Origin of the sequence: Flavobacterium sp. XS2P24, from assembly GCF_030010285.1 — a bacterium.
Taxonomy (GTDB): Bacteria; Bacteroidota; Bacteroidia; order Flavobacteriales; family Flavobacteriaceae; genus Flavobacterium; species Flavobacterium algoritolerans.
This window is the reverse complement of sequence record NZ_JASCRU010000035.1, coordinates 1-18,602: the sequence shown is the minus strand read 5'-3', so window position 1 is coordinate 18,602 and position 18,602 is coordinate 1. Positions and strand designations below refer to the sequence as shown.

22 protein-coding genes and 1 other RNA gene are annotated in these 18,602 nt (G+C 32.4%); 14 read left to right on the top strand and 9 right to left on the bottom strand.

Going from position 1 to position 18,602, the window contains the following annotated elements; translation table 11 throughout:
- Nucleotides 1–82: 82 nt before the first annotated feature.
- The 3 genes from QLS31_RS15035 to QLS31_RS15025 all read right to left on the bottom strand — a co-directional run bounded on the left by QLS31_RS15035 (nt 83) and on the right by QLS31_RS15025 (nt 2,298).
- On the bottom strand, nt 83–295 hold the full coding sequence (locus QLS31_RS15035; RefSeq protein ID WP_282744518.1) for a LysM peptidoglycan-binding domain-containing protein: 213 nt from the start codon (nt 293–295) through the stop codon (nt 83–85).
- A 589-nt stretch (nt 296–884) separates the two neighbouring features.
- Nucleotides 885–1,283 carry an OmpA family protein gene (locus QLS31_RS15030; RefSeq protein WP_282744517.1) on the bottom strand — a complete coding sequence of 133 codons (399 nt, stop codon included), beginning with the start codon at nt 1,281–1,283 and terminating at the stop codon, nt 885–887.
- 241 nt (nt 1,284–1,524) lie between these two features.
- The gene (locus tag QLS31_RS15025; protein WP_282744516.1) at nt 1,525–2,298 is read right to left on the bottom strand and encodes a hypothetical protein; all 774 of its coding nucleotides are present in this window, start codon (nt 2,296–2,298) and stop codon (nt 1,525–1,527) included.
- A 302-nt stretch (nt 2,299–2,600) separates the two neighbouring features.
- Here QLS31_RS15025 and QLS31_RS15020 point away from each other — a divergent pair, with 302 nt between their 5' ends.
- From QLS31_RS15020 to QLS31_RS14990, 7 genes are all read left to right on the top strand, one after another.
- Complete coding sequence (locus QLS31_RS15020) at nt 2,601–2,927, top strand: hypothetical protein (protein WP_282744515.1); 327 nt, start codon at nt 2,601–2,603, stop codon at nt 2,925–2,927.
- Entirely contained in the window at nt 2,928–3,440 is a 513-nt protein-coding gene (locus QLS31_RS15015) for a DDE-type integrase/transposase/recombinase (RefSeq protein WP_349238942.1), read from the top strand.
- A 204-nt stretch (nt 3,441–3,644) separates the two neighbouring features.
- Nucleotides 3,645–4,046 carry a transposase gene (locus QLS31_RS15010; protein ID WP_282744514.1) on the top strand — a complete coding sequence of 134 codons (402 nt, stop codon included), beginning with the start codon at nt 3,645–3,647 and terminating at the stop codon, nt 4,044–4,046.
- A 5-nt stretch (nt 4,047–4,051) separates the two neighbouring features.
- On the top strand, nt 4,052–4,321 hold the full coding sequence (locus QLS31_RS15005; RefSeq protein ID WP_282744520.1) for an IS30 family transposase: 270 nt from the start codon (nt 4,052–4,054) through the stop codon (nt 4,319–4,321).
- A gap of 150 nt (nt 4,322–4,471) precedes the next feature.
- Nucleotides 4,472–4,957: a histidine phosphatase family protein gene (locus QLS31_RS15000; RefSeq protein ID WP_282718196.1), complete on the top strand. Its 486-nt coding sequence runs from the start codon at nt 4,472–4,474 to the stop codon at nt 4,955–4,957.
- Nucleotides 4,954–7,041 carry a polyphosphate kinase 1 gene (ppk1, locus tag QLS31_RS14995; protein WP_099715623.1) on the top strand — a complete coding sequence of 696 codons (2,088 nt, stop codon included), beginning with the start codon at nt 4,954–4,956 and terminating at the stop codon, nt 7,039–7,041. The genes QLS31_RS15000 and ppk1 overlap by 4 nt, the downstream gene beginning before the upstream one ends.
- Before the next feature lie 101 nt (nt 7,042–7,142).
- Nucleotides 7,143–8,033 (top strand): exopolyphosphatase, encoded by an 891-nt coding sequence (locus QLS31_RS14990; RefSeq protein WP_282713070.1) that lies wholly within the window; start codon nt 7,143–7,145, stop codon nt 8,031–8,033.
- 21 nt (nt 8,034–8,054) lie between these two features.
- Here QLS31_RS14990 and QLS31_RS14985 read toward each other — a convergent pair whose 3' ends face one another.
- A complete protein-coding gene (locus QLS31_RS14985; RefSeq protein ID WP_233206906.1) occupies nt 8,055–8,471 on the bottom strand; it encodes a DNA polymerase III subunit gamma/tau in 417 nt (138 codons plus the stop codon).
- A gap of 7 nt (nt 8,472–8,478) precedes the next feature.
- Here QLS31_RS14985 and QLS31_RS14980 point away from each other — a divergent pair, with 7 nt between their 5' ends.
- Nucleotides 8,479–8,610 (top strand): hypothetical protein, encoded by a 132-nt coding sequence (locus QLS31_RS14980; RefSeq protein WP_282744513.1) that lies wholly within the window; start codon nt 8,479–8,481, stop codon nt 8,608–8,610.
- Between the two features lie 97 nt (nt 8,611–8,707).
- Here the strand turns inward: QLS31_RS14980 and dnaX are convergent, their stop codons facing one another.
- The 3 genes from dnaX to QLS31_RS14965 all read right to left on the bottom strand — a co-directional run bounded on the left by dnaX (nt 8,708) and on the right by QLS31_RS14965 (nt 11,500).
- On the bottom strand, nt 8,708–9,793 hold the full coding sequence (gene dnaX / locus QLS31_RS14975) for a DNA polymerase III subunit gamma/tau (RefSeq protein ID WP_099715620.1): 1,086 nt from the start codon (nt 9,791–9,793) through the stop codon (nt 8,708–8,710).
- Nucleotides 9,794–10,017: 224 nt separating this feature from the next.
- Nucleotides 10,018–11,130, bottom strand: a complete 1,113-nt coding sequence (locus QLS31_RS14970; RefSeq protein WP_282744511.1) for an SAM-dependent methyltransferase — start codon at nt 11,128–11,130, stop codon at nt 10,018–10,020.
- 61 nt (nt 11,131–11,191) lie between these two features.
- Complete coding sequence (locus QLS31_RS14965) at nt 11,192–11,500, bottom strand: hypothetical protein (protein WP_282713065.1); 309 nt, start codon at nt 11,498–11,500, stop codon at nt 11,192–11,194.
- Between the two features lie 121 nt (nt 11,501–11,621).
- Between QLS31_RS14965 and rnpB the strand changes: the two genes are divergently transcribed.
- Both rnpB and QLS31_RS14955 read left to right on the top strand, forming a co-directional pair.
- Nucleotides 11,622–11,939: RNase P RNA component class A (rnpB, locus tag QLS31_RS14960), an RNA gene on the top strand.
- A 127-nt stretch (nt 11,940–12,066) separates the two neighbouring features.
- Entirely contained in the window at nt 12,067–12,984 is a 918-nt protein-coding gene (locus QLS31_RS14955) for a 2-dehydropantoate 2-reductase (protein ID WP_282744510.1), read from the top strand.
- Nucleotides 12,985–13,001: 17 nt separating this feature from the next.
- Here QLS31_RS14955 and QLS31_RS14950 read toward each other — a convergent pair whose 3' ends face one another.
- Nucleotides 13,002–13,598 carry an RsmD family RNA methyltransferase gene (locus QLS31_RS14950; RefSeq protein ID WP_121341989.1) on the bottom strand — a complete coding sequence of 199 codons (597 nt, stop codon included), beginning with the start codon at nt 13,596–13,598 and terminating at the stop codon, nt 13,002–13,004.
- The gene (locus QLS31_RS14945; RefSeq protein WP_282718201.1) at nt 13,595–14,401 is read right to left on the bottom strand and encodes a DUF3822 family protein; all 807 of its coding nucleotides are present in this window, start codon (nt 14,399–14,401) and stop codon (nt 13,595–13,597) included. The genes QLS31_RS14950 and QLS31_RS14945 overlap by 4 nt, the downstream gene beginning before the upstream one ends.
- Before the next feature lie 166 nt (nt 14,402–14,567).
- Here QLS31_RS14945 and QLS31_RS14940 point away from each other — a divergent pair, with 166 nt between their 5' ends.
- The 4 genes from QLS31_RS14940 (at nt 14,568) to QLS31_RS14925 (ending at nt 18,176) form a co-directional block, all read left to right on the top strand.
- Nucleotides 14,568–15,989, top strand: a complete 1,422-nt coding sequence (locus QLS31_RS14940) for an AAA family ATPase (protein WP_099715613.1) — start codon at nt 14,568–14,570, stop codon at nt 15,987–15,989.
- 11 nt (nt 15,990–16,000) lie between these two features.
- Nucleotides 16,001–16,402 (top strand): VOC family protein, encoded by a 402-nt coding sequence (locus tag QLS31_RS14935; RefSeq protein ID WP_282744509.1) that lies wholly within the window; start codon nt 16,001–16,003, stop codon nt 16,400–16,402.
- 16 nt (nt 16,403–16,418) lie between these two features.
- Complete coding sequence (ygiD, locus tag QLS31_RS14930) at nt 16,419–17,249, top strand: 4,5-DOPA dioxygenase extradiol (protein WP_282744507.1); 831 nt, start codon at nt 16,419–16,421, stop codon at nt 17,247–17,249.
- Between the two features lie 90 nt (nt 17,250–17,339).
- The gene (locus tag QLS31_RS14925) at nt 17,340–18,176 is read left to right on the top strand and encodes a hypothetical protein (RefSeq protein ID WP_282744506.1); all 837 of its coding nucleotides are present in this window, start codon (nt 17,340–17,342) and stop codon (nt 18,174–18,176) included.
- Nucleotides 18,177–18,602 lie beyond the last annotated feature (426 nt).

Sequence of the window (18,602 nt, the reverse complement as noted above, 5' to 3'; positions counted from 1 at the left end):
AAATGGTCACTTCAGGATATTTTTTGGCAATGCTATTTAAAGAATCCCCTTTTTGTACATAATAGTTGATGCCTTTGTTTTTTTAAACAGAAGCCAAATTGTCTTTTTCCTTTAATGTTCCGGCAACGGCTTTTACAATTTCCATTTCACTTTTGGCAACAATTAAGCTGGTTTTCATAGCAATATTGTTGTTTTGTAAATCATTCCATAGTTTCAAATCGTCCACGGAGCTGCCAAGTTTTTTGGCAATATTTCCAATATTGTCACCTTTTTCAACATATTCCACATTATCCATCTTGGGAGTGCTGTTGGATGCCAATAAACTATCGCATACCGTAAAATCAAAATTTATAGATAAAAAAAATAAAAAAATCTCGAGGTAATCTTTAAAAAAAACGCAACTGAAATTTTTTAATTTATTGAAATTTGTTATTGTATTAAGGTTGTGGCATTTAAAAACACAAAATTATAACTTTATTAACAGAAAAACAAAATAAAATTTATAGCAAAAAAAACGTTGAACACATAAAAAAAGTCGCTGAAACATACAATAAATTAAAAATAATAAGAAATATAGTATATTTTTACAATAAGGTGTTTATTACAGAGGTAAAAAAATCACTTTAAAAAATCAATATTTCGTTTCAATACTTGTGTTCAGGTTCGTTTTACCACCAAGAAGTCAAACAATATTGCCGCAAAGTCATAAAGATTTTTGAAATTGCTATTGCTATTGAAATCGCTATGGCTATTGAAAAATCATTTATACCGATAGTTATTTCAAATTAGTCCAATAACTAAATGATATATACAGGTATCATGCTAGAAGTATTGGATTAAATTAACGAACGGCATTACTCTATCGAAGTTACTATAAATTCACTTCATCTGTTAGCCTGGTGTTCCTCTTCTGAACAACTGGATTGATTTGTAGGTTCCCAAGGACAATTGTTGACCAATTGTGATTCTACGTAACCTTTGCCCGTTAGCCTGCTTGCTTCTATTCCGTTTTTGACTAACCAATCTATTATGGATTTAGCTCTTCGATCTGACAAAGCTTCGTTGTATTTTGCGGTTTGTCGGCAATAGGTATACGAACGAACGTCGATTTTCATTGTTGGATATTGTTTCATTACATCCAGAATTTTCTCTAACTCAAAGGCGGCTTCTTTCCTGATGAAGGATTTGTCCAAGTCAAAGTAAATCATTTTTATGCCAAAACATTTGGCTAAATCATCTCCAGCAACCATTTTGTATACGACTTTTGTCAAAGGTACTGTCAAATCGGTTTTGCCGGAAATTTTATCAATAGTTATAGCTATTTCTTTCGTTTCATAGTCTTGTCGTGTAGCTCTAACATAGTGTTTTTTACCACAATTTACTTTAAAACTATACCTCCCGTCTGCTCCTGTTTCTACCTAGCCTATTATCTGAAATTGATCATCCAATAAATTTACTTTGCATTACCTAATACAACATTGGTTTCATTATCCACAATAATTCCGGATAAAATTTGATTACAAACTAATTTTCTAGTTTCCAAAAAACGGCAAATATCATCATAACCATTCCTCCATCTCTATTCGAGGAGAAAAAACCAGTTCTGTTTTTAATATCCAATATAAAAGCAAAATCATCCTGTTTTGCTTTCATAGGAGCTCCAATATTCTGCACTTCGTCAAAAGTTGAATCATTTATAATAGTTGAAACAAATACATCGAGTCCTCCTAATCCTGGATGCCCGTCACTGGCAAAATAAAACTCATTATCACCTGATATAAAAGGAAAAGTTTTTCTTCCTTCGGTATTTATACTTGCTCCCAGGTTTTCTGGCTTACCAAAACTACCATCACTATTAATGCTTGCACAAAACAAATCAGATTGTCCTAAAGTTCCCGGCATATCTGAAGCAAAATATAACTTTTTTTCGTCGTTACTTAATGCCGGATGTGCCACACTGTATTGATCACTGTTAAATGGTAATTCAACAATATTTGTCCACTTACCCTGCATATAACTTACTTTATACAATTTCAATAAGTTAACTTTTTTATCGTCTTTCCCTTTTATCCCATTCAAAAAATTGTTTCTGGTAAAATACATCGTTTCTCCGTCTTTTGTAAAAACAGGAGTCGACTCATTAAATTTGGAATTGATTTTTCTTTCAAATCGTTCTGGCGTTCCTACACTTCCATCCGCTTTTAATTCTGCCAAATAAAGATTTGTAAAATATCTATTCGTCCATTTGAATTTTACTTTGGCAACCCTTCCCGTATCTCTGGCTGAAGCAAATACCAACTTGTTATCTAAAAAGGAACTAACATAATCCGAATCCTTTGAATTAATTCCTGCATCGGCTATTTCAAACCGACCCGAATTGATTTTTATTTATTCCAAATAATTTTTATTCTTTTCAAATAACACCCCTCTTTTATCAGTACCTGCCTTTTTATTGAATAGCTGTAAAGTTTCACAACATTGTTGATGGCATTTCATCCCTTTCGGGGTTTTCTTTGGAGGCCTAGCCGTAAAAGAAAACCCCGAAAGGGAAAGATAAAAAAGTTGATTATTTTTTGTTTTACCACAAACACTTAATAATTATGCAACAAGTCTATCATTCCAATGCCAAAACGAATTTAAACATTCGTTATCAATTACAAAACAATTCTGGGAGTAATTCCGAGTTAGCTTCGAAATTTGATATTTCAGAACAAACCGTTTCAAAATGGAAAAATCGAGATTTCCTTCAAGATTCTTCTTGTAAACCCCTAAATATCGAATATGCTTTGATCGATTTGGAAAAAGTATTGTCAATAAGTTTAAGAACTTCTTCGTGGGTTTCTCTCGACGAAGTTTGGGAAAATCTTTTAGAAATAAATCTAAAAATATCTCGAAGTTCCGTTTATCGTTGTTTTGTTAAAGAATAAATCAATCAAATTCCACAAGAAAAGAAAGATAAAGCAAAGAAATTTAAAGAATACGAATCTGGATTCTTACATATTGATGTTATTTATTTGCCTAAATTTAACGGCAAATCTAATTATCTTTTCGTCGCCATCGACAGATGCACTAGAGCAATGATTTACTGGGTTTACGAGAACAAAATAGCCGAAAACACAGAGGATTTTATGAACAAATGTTTGGCTTTTTTTCCTTTCAATATTACACATATCTTGACCGATAACAGACTTGAATTTACCAATAGATTGTTAAAATCTAAAACAGGTACCTCTTGTCAAAAACTTTCCAAAATGGATATGAAATGTATTGAAAACAACATACAACATCGCCTTACATCTCCTTTTACTCCCAAAACAAATGGGATGGTAGAACGGGTAAATGGAACTATTAAAAACAATACGATATTAAAAACCCAATATCAATCTCTAGATGAAATGAAAAATGATTTAACTAAATATTACTCTCGTTCTATAATTTAAATAGAAGACACGGTTCTATAAGGAAAGAACTAAAAGTAAAAACACCTTTAAATGCAATCGAAAAATGGTATAATTTAAAACCTGAAATATTCAAAATAACACCCAATCAATTTAAAAATAATATCCTAAATTTCAATCAAAATTAAATCAACTCACATCAACAACGTTGTGAAACTCGACAAATAACTACAAATACAAATGGTTATGGGGGAGTTTTCTCCTATTACGGGAGAATTTTTTTGTATGACAACAACTGGCGTTTGTAAAGAATTGTTTGTCGAATATTTGGAAGAGTTTAGTAAGCACAAGCCTGAAGAACTTAAAATTATAGTGATCGACAATGCAGGATTTCACTCAACTAAAGATATAGTGCTTCCAGCTAACATAGTACTAATGCCAATTCTGCCTTATTGCCCTGAATTAAATCCCGCAGAGAAAGTTAGGCAATGGATGAAAGACAAGATGGCAATGAAACTATTTGATACTTTGGAAACCCTTGAAGACAAAATGGATAACCTAATAAATGAACTATATGGAAATTTGATAAAATCTATTACAGGGTATGATTTTTGCATCAGAGCTTTTTCCAGTATTTTTAAAGTTTAAATGGTATTACATCTGACAATGGAAAGGAATTTGCTTACCATCAAAAGGTTTGCGAGACCTTAGAAGTGGATTATTATTTTGCAAAACCCTATCACAGCTTGGAAAGAGGTTCAAATGAAAACATGAACGGGTTAATTAGGCAGTTTTTCCCAAAAGGAATGAGCTTCGAAAATATAACAGACAAACAAGTACAAAATGCGGAAGATAAATTAAACAACAGACCAGGAAAAGGTTTGGATACAAAACCCCAAACGAAGTTTTTAGTCATTCATTAAATAATAATGGTCATGTTGCATTTATGACTTGAATCCGCCTTTTAAAATATTTTTCTATTTCAAATTCGTATTTTAAAAAGATAGAATTAAAAATATTTTGTAATTTTAAAGAAATTGATACAATGCCATTGATAAATAAATAGTATTAGTATGAAAAATCTAATTTTAGTTCGGCATGCAAAATCAAGCTGGGAAGTCCCAATGCACGATAAAGATCGTGGTTTGACTTGTCAAGGGATGAAAGATGCACATCTTGTTTCTGTTTATGCTAAAGATTTTATTCCCAAAACATATATTATTTGGGCTAGTACCGCAAAAAGGGCAACAGACACAGCGTTAATTTTTGCTCAAAATTTAACTTATCCTGTGGAAAGTATCGTTTACAATGACGACCTTTATACCTTTGATGAGAAAAAACTGGAGGATATTATTAAATCATGCAGTAATCTTTTCGAAAGTGTTATTGTTTTCGGACATAATGGTGCCATTACAAATTTTGTTAATAAATTTGGGGATGATTATTTTGATAATATTCCTACAAGCGGTTTTGTATCCATGAAGTTTGATACCGATGATTGGAAAAAAATTAAAAAAGGTAAAATAAAAAAAACAATATTTCCCAAAGATTTAAGATGAATAAAGTATTAGAATATAAATACATTGATAGAGAAAAAAGTTGGTTAGCTTTCAATGCCAGAGTACTTCAAGAAGCTGGTGATAATTCAGTTCCACTATTAGACAGATTACGATTTTTAGGTATATTTTCGAATAATTTAGATGAATTTTTCAGAGTTCGTTTCGCCGCTATAAGACGATTAAGTCTTACAGGAATCACTGGAGAAAAGTATCTTGGAGGGATTTCTGCTCAGCAATTAGTAAAAGATATAACTGAAATTGTAATCCAACAACAATCAGAAAGTTTGCGAATATTAAATATTATTGAAGCTGAACTTGAGACTGAAAATATATTTATTATTACTGAAAATGATATTACAATTGAGCAGGAAATCTTTTTGAAAGACTTTTTTATTCAAAAACTAAGTCCTGAATTAGTAACCATAATTTTGAATGATTTAGCAGAATTTCCCGTGTTGAAAGACACTTCGGGATATTTAGCCATTAAACTGGTTATGAATAAAAATTCTGAAGTTCGTTATGCCGTAATCGAAATTCCAAAAACAATTAACCGTTTTGTTGTTTTACCATCTAATAATGAAAAGCATTATATCATACTTCTGGATGACGTGATTAGACATAATTTGAGCAGTATTTTCAATATTTTTGACTACAAAAGCGTTTCTGCACACATGATAAAAATTACCAGAGATGCTCAATTAGACATCGATAGTGATTTAAGCAAAAGTATGATTGAAAAAATATCATTGAGTGTTAAAGACCGTAGAATTGGTGAACCGGTTCGCTTTATTTACGACCAATTAATAGAAGAAGATACCTTGCAATTTTTTCTTGATAAAATGAAAATCGTTTCTACTGACAGTATTATTCCTGGCGGGAGATACCATAACAGACGCGATTACATGAATTTTCCAAACCTGGGTCGATTCGATTTATTATACAAAACCAATGATCCTTTGCCAATTCCTGGATTGAGTCTTGAAGGCAGTATGTTAGAAAAAATAAGCGAAAGAGATTATTTACTAAATGCTCCATATCAATCCTTTTCATATCTGACAAAGTTTTTGCGTGAAGCGGCATTAGATCCAAAAGTAACTTCAATTAAAATTACTTTGTATCGATTGGCCAAAAATTCTCAAATCATCAGTTCTCTTATAAATGCTGCCAAAAACGGAAAAAAAGTAACCGTTCAAATCGAATTGCAAGCTCGTTTTGATGAAGCTTCCAATATTTCGTATGCTGAGCAAATGCAAACAGAAGGCATCGAGTTAATTTTTGGAATAAAAGGACTAAAAGTTCACAGTAAAATATGTGTTATTGAAAGAAATGAGAATAATAAAATAAGACGATACGGCTTTATTTCGACAGGGAATTTCAATGAATCTACTGCAAAAGTGTATACTGACGTAACTCTTTTTACGAGTCATCAACAAATTCTGAAAGATATCATGCGAATATTTGAGTTTTTTGACATCAATTATAGAGTACATCGCTACAAACATCTTATTGTTTCTCCGCATTACACCAGAAGCCGATTTATAAAATTAATTGATAGAGAGATTACGCATGCATTAGCAGGAAGGAAAACGCATATAAAACTAAAAATGAATAGTTTATCTGATTTTGAAATGATAGATAAATTATATGAAGCGAGTAGAGCAGGAGTGAAAATTCAACTTGAAGTAAGAGGAATTTGTTCTTTGATACCAGGAATTCCAGGAATGAGCGATAATATTGAAGCTATAAGTATTGTAGATAATTATTTAGAACATTCTAGGATTTATATTTTTGGTAATGCTGGACAAACTGAAGTTTATATTTCATCAGCTGATTTTATGACCAGAAATCTCGATGGTCGTGTTGAAGTTACCTGTCCAATATACGATCAGGAAATAAAAAATGAGTTAATTGACAACTTCGATATAGGTTGGAAAGGGAATGTAAAAGCCCGTTTTCATTCTTATAAATTAGATAATAAATACAGAGTCCGAAATCATAATCCTGTTTTTAGAGCGCAATTAGAAACTTACAAATACTATCAGAGTAAAGTTGAATTAGAGTCAAAAACGGAAAAAATAGTATAATTATTTGTTCAAGTTTAGTTTAATATTTCAATAATTTTTTGATTTTAGAATTAATAAATAGACCAATTAATTACTAAAAGAATAAACGAATCAAATCCAAAATGATTAAAATAAAAAAATATGCAGCAATCGATATTGGCTCTAATGCCATGCGTTTATTGATTGTGAATATTGTAGAACAAGAAGGAAAAGAGCCGCAGTTTAACAAAAGTTCATTAGTGCGTGTTCCAATTCGTCTTGGTCAAGATGCCTTCACTGTCGGTGAAATTTCAGAAGAGAATTTAGAAAGAATGTGTGATGCTATGAAAGCTTTTAATCTTTTAATGAAGGTGCATAAAGTGGAACGTTATATGGCATTTGCAACCTCAGCTATGCGTGAAGCTTATAATGGTAAGGAAGTTGTAGCACTGATTAAGAAAAAAGCCGATATAAAAATAGAAATTATAGATGGTAAAAAAGAAGCAGCAATAATTGCTTCAACTGATTTGCATCATTTATTAAAAACGGACCAGACTTATCTTTTTGTAGATGTTGGTGGTGGAAGTACAGAGTTTACCTTATTTTCTAATGGTAAAATGATAAATTCAAGATCATTCAAAGCAGGAACCGTACGTTTACTAAATGATATGGTTTGTGATGTAGTATGGGATGAAATTGAAAAATGGATTAAGACAAATACAGAAGAATACGATGAAGTTATTTTAATAGGATCTGGCGGAAATATTAATAAGCTGTTTAAGATGTCCGGAAAAATACAAGAAAAACCATTGTCGTATATTTATATGAATTCCCAATACGCTTTCTTGAATTCACTTTCGTATGAACAAAGAATCTCAGAGTTAGGTTTGAATCCGGATCGTGCCGATGTTATTATTCCTGCTACAAGAATTTATCTGAATGCCATGAAATGGAGTGGAGCAAGAAATATTTATGTTCCTAAAATTGGACTTTCTGATGGTATTGTAAAAGCGATGTATTATGGAAAGATATAATTTTCTTCAGAGTTAATTATCTTAAGCATCTAAATCTAATCCAAATGTTGTTCGTAAAAGTTCAATATTTGGATTTATTTCATGAAGTCTGTTGTAGCGATCTTGGTCGTTAAAGCTTCTTTTACTTTCAATACTCTCATTCACAATAACCTCAATTGTGATGTCGTGATTGTGCAAATGCCCTTTTAAATGTCCTAAAAGTCCATTCAATTCTTTTTCAAAATCTAATTTAGAACCTTCATTTGGCAATTCAATCGTGATGGCAGTTCCATTTAGTTTAGGGTCGTTAATTAGCAATAACGACTCCATAATTTTATAACCTTTATCTCCTAAACGTTGTGCATATTTGTTCCAATGCAGTAACATTTCTGTTTCGGTAAAAGATTCTGTTGGCAAATGTGCCACTTCTTTTACAATTCCTCTAGTACTTTCTTCCAATGCTTTTTTGGCACGGATACTCGATAATGAAAACGCAGAAACCTTAGGTTCGTTAGATTGTGGAATCTCGATTTTTACTGTAGGAGTTGGAACAGGAATTGAAGGAGCACTAACTATAGCTTCCGGTTCTTTTTCTTGAACTGTCGCTGCAATTGGAGTGTTTACAATACTTTCTATTTTAGCTTTTGGACTTTCTACAATCGAATAATCGATCTTTCTAAAATAAGTAGGTGGAATTATATATTGCTCAACTTTTTTTTTTCTCCATCAAAAGTGATAGAGGCAAGTTGCATCAGACAAAGTTCAACAAGAAGTCGTTGATTTTGACTCAGTTTGTATTTTAAATCACAATCATTTGCAATTTCGATTCCTTTTAAAAGAAAGTCTTGGCTGCATTTTTGCGCTTGCACGCCATACATTTGTTGTGCTTGTTCCCCAACTTCTAATAAAGATAAAGTTGCGGGCGTTTTAGAAACTAATAAATCTCTAAAATGCGAAGCCAATCCGGATACAAAATGATGAGCATCAAATCCTTTGGCAAGAATATCGTTGAAAGCGATTAGTAAATCTGGAATTTTGTTTTCCAGAATCAAATCGGTGGTATTAATATATGTTTCGTAATCCAACACATTCAAGTTTTCCGTAACTGCCTGACGTGTTAAATCTTTTCCACAAAAAGAAACTACTCGGTCAAAAATGGACAAAGCATCACGCATCGCGCCATCTGCTTTTTGAGCAATAATATGCAAAGCGTCATCTTCAAAGTTAACACCTTGACTGGTGGCCACTTCTGCAAGATGTTCTTTAGCATCTTTTACGGTAATTCTTTTGAAATCAAATATTTGACAACGAGATAAAATCGTTGGAATAATTTTATGTTTTTCGGTCGTAGCCAAAATAAAAATGGCATGTTTTGGCGGTTCTTCCAATGTTTTCAAGAAAGCATTAAAAGCGGCCGAAGACAACATATGAACCTCATCAATAATATACACTTTGTATTGTCCCGTTTGTGGCGGAATACGAACTTGGTCAATTAGATTACGGATATCATCAACGGAATTGTTTGAAGCAGCATCTAATTCGAAAACATTAAAAGCAAAATCTTCATTTGGATCATCATACCCCGGTTGATTTATCTTTCGAGCGAGAATACGGGCGCAAGTTGTTTTACCAACGCCACGAGGTCCTGTGAATAATAATGCCGAAGCTAAGTGATTGCTTTCTATGGCATTCAATAAAGTATTGGTAATGGCTTTTTGTCCTACAACATCTTTAAATGTTTGAGGACGATATTTACGAGCCGATACAACAAATTGTTCCATAGAATTTTTATTCGAAAGCAAATATAGGTTTTAATTTAATGATGGAAAAATTTAAGGATTGAAAGATTTTATAATTTTTCAAATGGTTTTTATATGCCAAATTTCCTAGCCCAGATAAAAGTAGAAATCATTATGAGCGGGGGTTCGGCGAATAAGATTGTAACGGATAGCTGGACACGAGCGTAGCGAACAGAAGAATAAATTACTCCTGATAAATTGTAATTTCAAGTGTTTAAAGCTCTTGAAGAATTTAAAAATTTCAATCCCGAAAGTGGATATTCCGAAACTCCTTTTTGTTGTATTAATACTTTGAATTTCAAACCCATATCCATTAATAATCTATAATTTATAAGTGATTCTTGCATGGCTAATGCTACATTATTTGGATTATTATTTAATATTGAATTTTGATATTCTTTTATACCCAATGCCAACAAAAATTCTGCTTGATTCACAATTCCACAAGGCTCTATCCCGTATTGTAAACCCCAATGAGATAAAGCTGAAAAGTTAATATGAGTTGTGATGTCTTGTTGGCCAATAAACTGATACGGATTATCGCTTTTATGATGTTTATAATAACACAGGAGTGTCCCGAAACTTCTCCGATTGTTGTATAATTCAGCCGATAATGAACCATAATCGATGGTGATTACATAGCCTTTTTGTAAAGATTGAGAAACTTCTTTTATCCAAGATACGGCTTCCAAATTGACTTCTGTTCGAAATCCTTCAGGCAATTGTACATTTAATGTTTCGAAATATTGAATAAGTTCAGTCTTTGCAGGTTTTAAAATTTCAATAAAACCATCTTTGTAATCAACGAACACTTCTTTAAGCTGTTCTTCCATAATTACCTGATGAACAGAAAAATTATCAATCAATTCATTTGATAACACACAGCCGTTAATTTCAGGGATATCTTTAATGGAGTTGTACCAGTTTACTTTTTTGCGTAAATGTTTCTTTTGAATCTCCCGCATACTGGTACTTTTCTCGATAATGCAGTAGGTTAGGTTCTCATATAAAGGAATGTTGTTTTCGAGATAATCTAAAATATCATGACACAATAAACCGGTTCCAGCACCATATTCAATAATTTTAAAAGGTTTTTTTTCTAAGTTTTGCCACATTTCTTCGATTTGGCGTCCTATCATTGCGCCAAAATCAGCAGTAAGATTTGCACTGGTGTAAAAATCACCATCTGATCCAATCTTGTTTAGGGCCGAATTATAATATCCTAATTCTGGATAATACAATGCCATCTCCATAAAATCCCGAAAAGAGATTGGTCCTTCTTTCTTAATCCGCTCTATTATGATTTCGGAAAGTAGCATCGAACTTAAATAATTAAATTTCTTGAAGTTCTATTTCTTAAAATATGAAATTATAGGATAATTAGAGTTTGCATTGTCCACTGGATTCAATGCATAATTTTTCCAGAACAAGCGCAGCTTCATTATCTGAATTTGCGGAAAAACCAGCTACAAAAACTCCTTTTTCTCCAGAAGCAGCACTGATACCATAAACCACAGATTCTTCTCCGGGGTCAGTATCTCCTTCATAGCGATATACGTGATTTACTTCAAATTTATGTGGATTTGCTTTAATATCATCCTGATGAATATTAAAATCATAGGTAAAACCTTTTTCTTTTAAATCTTCTAAAGCTTCTATAACGGTGGTATAATGGTACGTTGGTTTCATGATTAATGGAAGATTAATTGTTATTTATAAAGATAACTATTTTATTATTAAGTCATTGTGAAATGGTTGTTAAAGTAAATAATCTAAAATTGAGATACATGAAAAATTGTTGTAATTTCGCACCGCAGACCGCCTTATCGCCGTTTTGAGCAATCAAGAGGGAGGAAAGTCCGGACACCATAGGGAAGCATAGCGGGTAACTCCCGTCGGTTCGAGTAATCGGATTAGGACAAGTGCAACAGAAAGTATGTACAGGTAATGCTGTAGTGAAACCAGGTAAACTCTATGCGGTGAAATATCAAGTATATCAGCATTTAAGGGCGTCTCGTTCGTTGCTGAAGGGTAGATAGCTTGAGTCCCGAAGTAATTCGGGATCTAGATAAATGATAAGGCTCTGATTTATCGGAGACAGAATCCGGCTTATAGGTCTGCATTTTTTTATTAAACCATTTAATAAAAGTAAGGATTGTGAAATCTAAAAGAGAACCATTAAGAAATTAAGTTTCATTAAGTCGCAAGGCTTAATTTTCTAAATTTCTTAATGGTTTAATTTTTAAATAGCAGGTATGAAAACAAGAATTGGGATTTTAGGACTCGGTGGAGTAGGTGGTTATTTTGGAGGATTATTAGCCAAAGCTTATTTTGAATCAGATGCTATTGAAATTGTATTTATTGCCCGTGGTGAAACCCAAAAAGCAATAGTCCAAAATGGATTGAAAATTATTGCTGATACTAAAGAACTAATTGTTTTCCCTAGTTTGGTTTCCAATAATCCAGATGAAATTGGGAAACTCGATTACCTTATTTGTGCGACTAAAACCTATGATATCGAAACCAGTTTTGAATCCATAAAAAACTGCATTATCAAAAACACGATAATCCTACCTTTATATAATGGTGTCGATGCCACGGAACGCATACAAATACTATTTCCTGAAAATACGGTTTTGCAAGGTTGTGTGTATATTGTTTCGATGATTGAATCTCCGGGAATTATCAAGAAAATAGGCCTTTATGAAAAACTATTTTTTGGTTCTAAAAATGCTCCGGTTTCTAAGTTGAATGAATTGCAATCCATTTTCGAAAATGCTAATATCGAAAGTTATCTTGTAGAAAATATAGAGGAAACGGTTTGGGAAAAGTTCATTTTTATTTCCGCTTTGGCTTCAGCAACTTCGTATTTGAACCAAAACATAGGAGGAATTTTGAATTATCCTGAAAATAAAGCAGTTTATAGTTCACTGTTAAACGAGATAACTGCTGTCGCTTTTGCAAAAGGGCTAGCGTTGCCCAATGATATTGTTGCTCAAACAATTATCAAACTGGAAAAAACTCCAAAAGATGCTACCTCATCGATGCACAGAGATTTATTGGCAGGAAGAAATACCGAAGTAGTTTCCTTGACTGAATATGTTGTAAAAGAAGGTTTGAAATATGGAGTTACTACTCCAATATATAAGAAAATATTGGAGAAACTATCTTAAAAAATAAATAGCTAAAACTATTCTTCTTCACCATCGTTTTGGTCTGATTCGTTTTCAGAATCTTCTTTATCACCAGAGCCTATTTCGAAGAAACTAAAAATAGAACCTCCGTAACTTTTTTGGAACGAAAAGTGAATCATGTGATCCAGTTTGGTATATTTCGAATGTTCAATTACCATCATTCCTTCTTCATTAAGCAATTCTTTTTCGAAAACTAATAAGATAATTTTCTCGAAAGTTTTTTGGTCCAAAGCATAAGGTGGATCTGCAAAAATAATATCATAAGACGTTTTACATCTTTCTAAATAGGTAAAAACATCACTTTTTGTGGCAGCAATATTAAAATCATATTCGGCTGCGACTTGCTTGATAAATTTTACACAACCAAAATCACCATCAACAGAAGTGATTGGCGTACTTCCTCTTGAGGCAAATTCGTAACTGATGTTTCCGGTTCCTGCGAATAAATCTAATATTTTAAGACCTTCAAAACTGAAATGGTTGTTCAAAACATTAAATAATGCTTCTTTAGACATATCGGTTGTGGGACGAACGGGTAATCCTTTTGGTGGAAAAATGCGTCTTCCTTTGTATTTTCCTGAAATGATTCTCATGAGTTGAAAAGTATAAAATGATTTCTGTTTTCGGCCTCAGAAAAATAATTGTTCCATCGCAAATCTTCCACATCTATGAGGGAAACATTGCGAATGTATTTGTAAGCGATTTTATAATAATCACTTTCGGTATCAATATTTCCGATTAGTTCCAATGGGAAGTTTTCGGGATTTAAATTCAATTGCTCTGCCGTAAATAAAATGTAATACAAGAAATCTTCCGGCGTGTTGTAGTCGAAAGAATTGAAAAGCAATAATTTTTGGTTCTGAACAACAATGATTTCAAAATGACCTGTATTAATATGTACAAACATTTTTTTATCATCCTTATTTTTGGAAGCAACCAATAATTTGGAAACCAAAATACTATTGGCATGTTTGTAATCGAAAGCACCAAATTGGTCAATGAAAAAATTATTGATATTCACATACGGAATGTAAACCGCATTCATTTGATAGTTTGGAATTTCATCAAAAGCGAAAAAATCGGTTTCAAAAACTTTAGTGTTGTATTGGAGATAACTGCCTAAAAAGTTTTCGTCAAATAACGGTTCCGGAACAAAAGTAGAAAGGTTGTTATTGTGAATCACCAAAATCTCATCATACGAATCCTTTAATTCTGGATAATCTCTAAAAGCATCGGCAAACAAATCTTCAATTTTTGTGGCTTTGTGGAAGGTTTCAAAATGCACTTCGTTAAAGGAAGTTACTGTATTATTTAGCGTGTCAAAACAACAAAAAGAAAGTCCCGTCAAGGAAACTTGAATGGAAAGTTTTTTATATTTTTTTTCGGCTATGTTCATAATACTATTGATTTTTTCAACAACGCAAACTTACAAATTTTAAAATCAATAACAATATCAATTGCAATGGCAATGGCAAAAATCAATAGTAGTAATTGAAAATTGAAATTGCTATTGGCATTGAAATTGAAAAAACATTCTTTACTTTGCAGTCAAATAATACGAAATGAATTCCTCCCTGTTTTATAGTCTTTTACAAAAAAAGTTCCCTTTTCAACCCACGTATAAACAGGATATTTTTTTTCAAAAAATTGCTATTTTTTTAACCGAAACGGATAATAAAACCATCTTCGTATTAAAAGGATATGCAGGAACTGGAAAAACAACCGTAATTTCTACGATTGTAAACAGTTTATTGGACATCAATAAAAAATATGTCCTGTTGGCTCCAACAGGTCGTGCGGCAAAAGTGATTGCTAATTATTCGAACAAACCTGCTTTTACGATTCATAAAAAAATCTACTTTCCCAAGAAATCTTCCGGTGGTGGCGTTTCGTTTACGTTGCAACAAAACAAACATAAGAACACGATTTTCATAGTCGATGAAGCTTCGATGATTTCGGATACCAATTCCGATTCTAAGTTATATGAGAACGGTTCTTTATTGGATGATTTGATTTCGTATGTATATTCGGGAACCAATTGCAAAATGATTTTATTGGGAGATACCGCTCAGTTGCCTCCGGTGAATTTAGATATCAGTCCGGCTTTGGACATTCGTACTTTGGGAATGAATTATGATAAGGAAGTAGAACATATAGAATTGGACGAAGTCATGCGTCAGGAAGAAAATTCCGGGATTTTGCATAATGCAACTGAACTTCGGGAATTATTAAAAGATTCCTTTATAGATGAATTCAAATTTGATGTCAAGAAATTCAAAGATATTGTTCGGTTGACTGATGGGTATGATATTCAGGATGCCATCAATTCTGCCTACAGTAATTATAGTATTGAAGATACCGCGTTTATTGTTCGTTCCAATAAAAGGGCGAATCAATATAATGAGCAAATCAGAACTAAAATCCTCGATAAAGAAAGCGAACTTTCCACAGGCGATTTCCTGATGGTGGTAAAGAACAATTATTTTTGGTTGAAAGATTCTGATGAAGCCGGTTTTATTGCCAATGGTGATATTATCGAAATATTAGAAATTTTCAATATCAAAGAATTGTACGGTTTTAAGTTTGCCAAAGTAAAAATACGAATGATTGATTACCCCAATCAGATTCCATTTGAAACGGTATTGTTAATGGACACCATAAAAAGTGAATCGCCATCTTTAACCTATGAAGAATCCAATAGATTGTATCAGGAAGTGTTGAAAGATTACGAAGGCGAAACGAAGTACAAACAATTCCAAAAAGTAAAAGCCAACGAATATTTCAATGGCTTGCAAGTGAAATTCTCGTATGCAATTACGTGTCATAAATCACAAGGTGGACAATGGAATACCGTTTTTATAGAACAACCGTATTTGCCGGATGGCATCAATCGAGATTACATTCGCTGGTTGTACACTGCAATGACCCGAGCAAAAAATAAATTATATTTGATAGGATTTAAAGATGAGAATTTTGTAGAATAATTTTAAGAATAATGAAACAAAGAATAGCACATATTGCTTTGGTTGTTGCTAATTATGATGAAGCCATTGCATTTTATACTCAAAAATTGCATTTTGATTTAATTGAAGATACCGTTTTGAATGATACAAAGCGATGGGTTTTGGTTGCTCCAAAAGGTGCAATTGGGTTTAGTTTACTTCTGGCTAAAGCGACAAATAAAGAACAGTCAGAAAAAGTTGGAAATCAAACAGGTGGTCGCGTTTTTCTATTTTTGAACACTGATGATTTTGAAAGAGATTATCAAAATTTATTGGATAATAAAGTTAAAATTATTAGAAAACCAATTTTGGAAACGTATGGAAAAGTAGCTGTCTTTGCTGATATTTATGGCAATCTTTGGGACTTAATAGAACGAACGGATAATCAAGAGTAAATAGAACATATTTATTATGAACACATTAAACGACTTACATAAAATTTCAGGTTCTTTTTCGAATACCGAAAAAATGCCGGTACTGTTTCTAGGACACGGAAGCCCGATGAATGCCATTGAAGAAAATCAGTTTGTGACGGGTTTTCGAAATTTGGCTAAAACGTTGCCGCAACCGAATGCGATTTTATGTATTTCGGCGCATTGGTTTACCAAAGGAACAAAGGTTACCGCAATGGAAATGCCCCGAACTATTCACGACTTTGGCGGTTTTCCGCAAGCATTGTTTGACGTGCAATATCCTGCGAAAGGAAGTCCGGAATTAGCGATAGAAACCAAACAATTGTTGACTCCGCTAGAAGTAGAGCTGGACGAACATTGGGGTTTAGATCACGGTGCTTGGAGTGTCATTAAACATTTATATCCCGAAGCGAATGTTCCCGTGATTCAGTTGAGTATTGATTATACAAAATCCGGGCAATACCATTTTGAGTTGGCTCAAAAACTAAGTGCGTTGCGTACCAAAGGAATCCTGATTGTAGGCAGCGGAAATATTGTGCATAATTTAAGGTTGGTCGATTATCACAATTTCGATAAAGACAATTACGGTTACGATTGGGCAATTGAAGCTAGGGAATCAGTAAACAATTATTTACTAGATGGAAATTTCCAACCGTTGATTGATTTTGAAAAACAAAGCAAGGCGTTCCAATTAGCGATTCCTACACCGGAACATTATTTGCCTTTGATTTACACTTTGGGATTAAAAGGAAAATCGGAAGAACTGAGTTTGTTTAATGATAAGTTATTGGCGGGTTCCTTGAGTATGACTTCGGTGAAGATTGTGTAGGATGGTTTTGTGAAATAAATCTTATATTTGAGAAAGTAATAAACGTTGTTTTTTATAAAGTCTAAATAGATAAAAAAGAATCAAAAATTAATGATTAAAAGAAATTATTATTCAGTTCGTACAGGAAAAATAAATCCTGATAGCAAAATAGATTTTGAAGTTCTAAAACAACTTTTTTTGATGTCATATAAAATTCTAGATAGAGCTGGTTACTTTCAAAAATACTTTGGAATTGATTGTACTGATGGATTTATTGAAGGACAATTAGGAGATCAAATCGATGCATATGTTTTTATTAATTTACGTAAACACAATCTATTTCCTATTTATACATATTTAAATGATTACTCAGAAGATGATTTTTTTGATGTTTTAGAATTTTTACATGACCATTCTTCAAAAGGATTAAATGCTCATTATCATAATTGGAATGATTGTGGAAATCATTATGATGAATTTAATGATTTTGAAGGACAAAAATATTTTAGAGAAATGATTAATCCTATTTTAAGAGAATATAAAAACGGATTTGAAATTTCCGAAAATGGAGAGATTCTAATTTTATCTGATAATGGACTTTCTAACTTATTTGAAGCTGATATTCCTACAAATGATAAGGATAATATATCCAATAAAATCAATGCATCAATTACAAAGTTCAGACGTTACAAATCAACTTTAGATGACAGGAAAGAAGCTATTAGAGAATTAGCAGATGTATTAGAATATGTTAGGCCAGAAATAAAAAAACATTTAGATAAAAAAGATGAAAATGATATTTTTAATATTGCAAATAATTTTGGAATAAGACATCATAATGTCGACCAAAAAACAAATTATGATAAAGCAATTTGGTATAGTTGGATATTCTATTATTATTTAGCAACCCTACATGCTGTTTTAAGAATTAGTAAAATAAAATCATAAAAATAAGAATCATCCTCTTTAGCTCAAGTATCATTTTCATACTCCAAAACAAACCCCTCAAAACTACTTATTCTGAAAACACAAGACGATAAAAAATTAGATAATCCAGTTTGGTATTCGTTATCAGAAACGCATCAAAGTTTTGCGGTAGATTATGGCAGTGTAAAATTTTATCATCCTGATTATTGTCCGTTTGGTGGTTTTGAAAAAGGAAATACAATTGCAAAGTTTATCGATGAATATTCTGCGATGGTTGATAGTTTTTTTATTGTTGGAGAAAAACCAGAACTTTCAAATCTATTAAAGTTAAATTGATTGTCCGCAATTACCCATAATTAAATAAAAGGCTTATATTTGATAAAAAAAGAGCGATGAATCTATTCAATTTTACAGCAAATTTTGGGAGTGAAGAGTCTTGTAGACTTC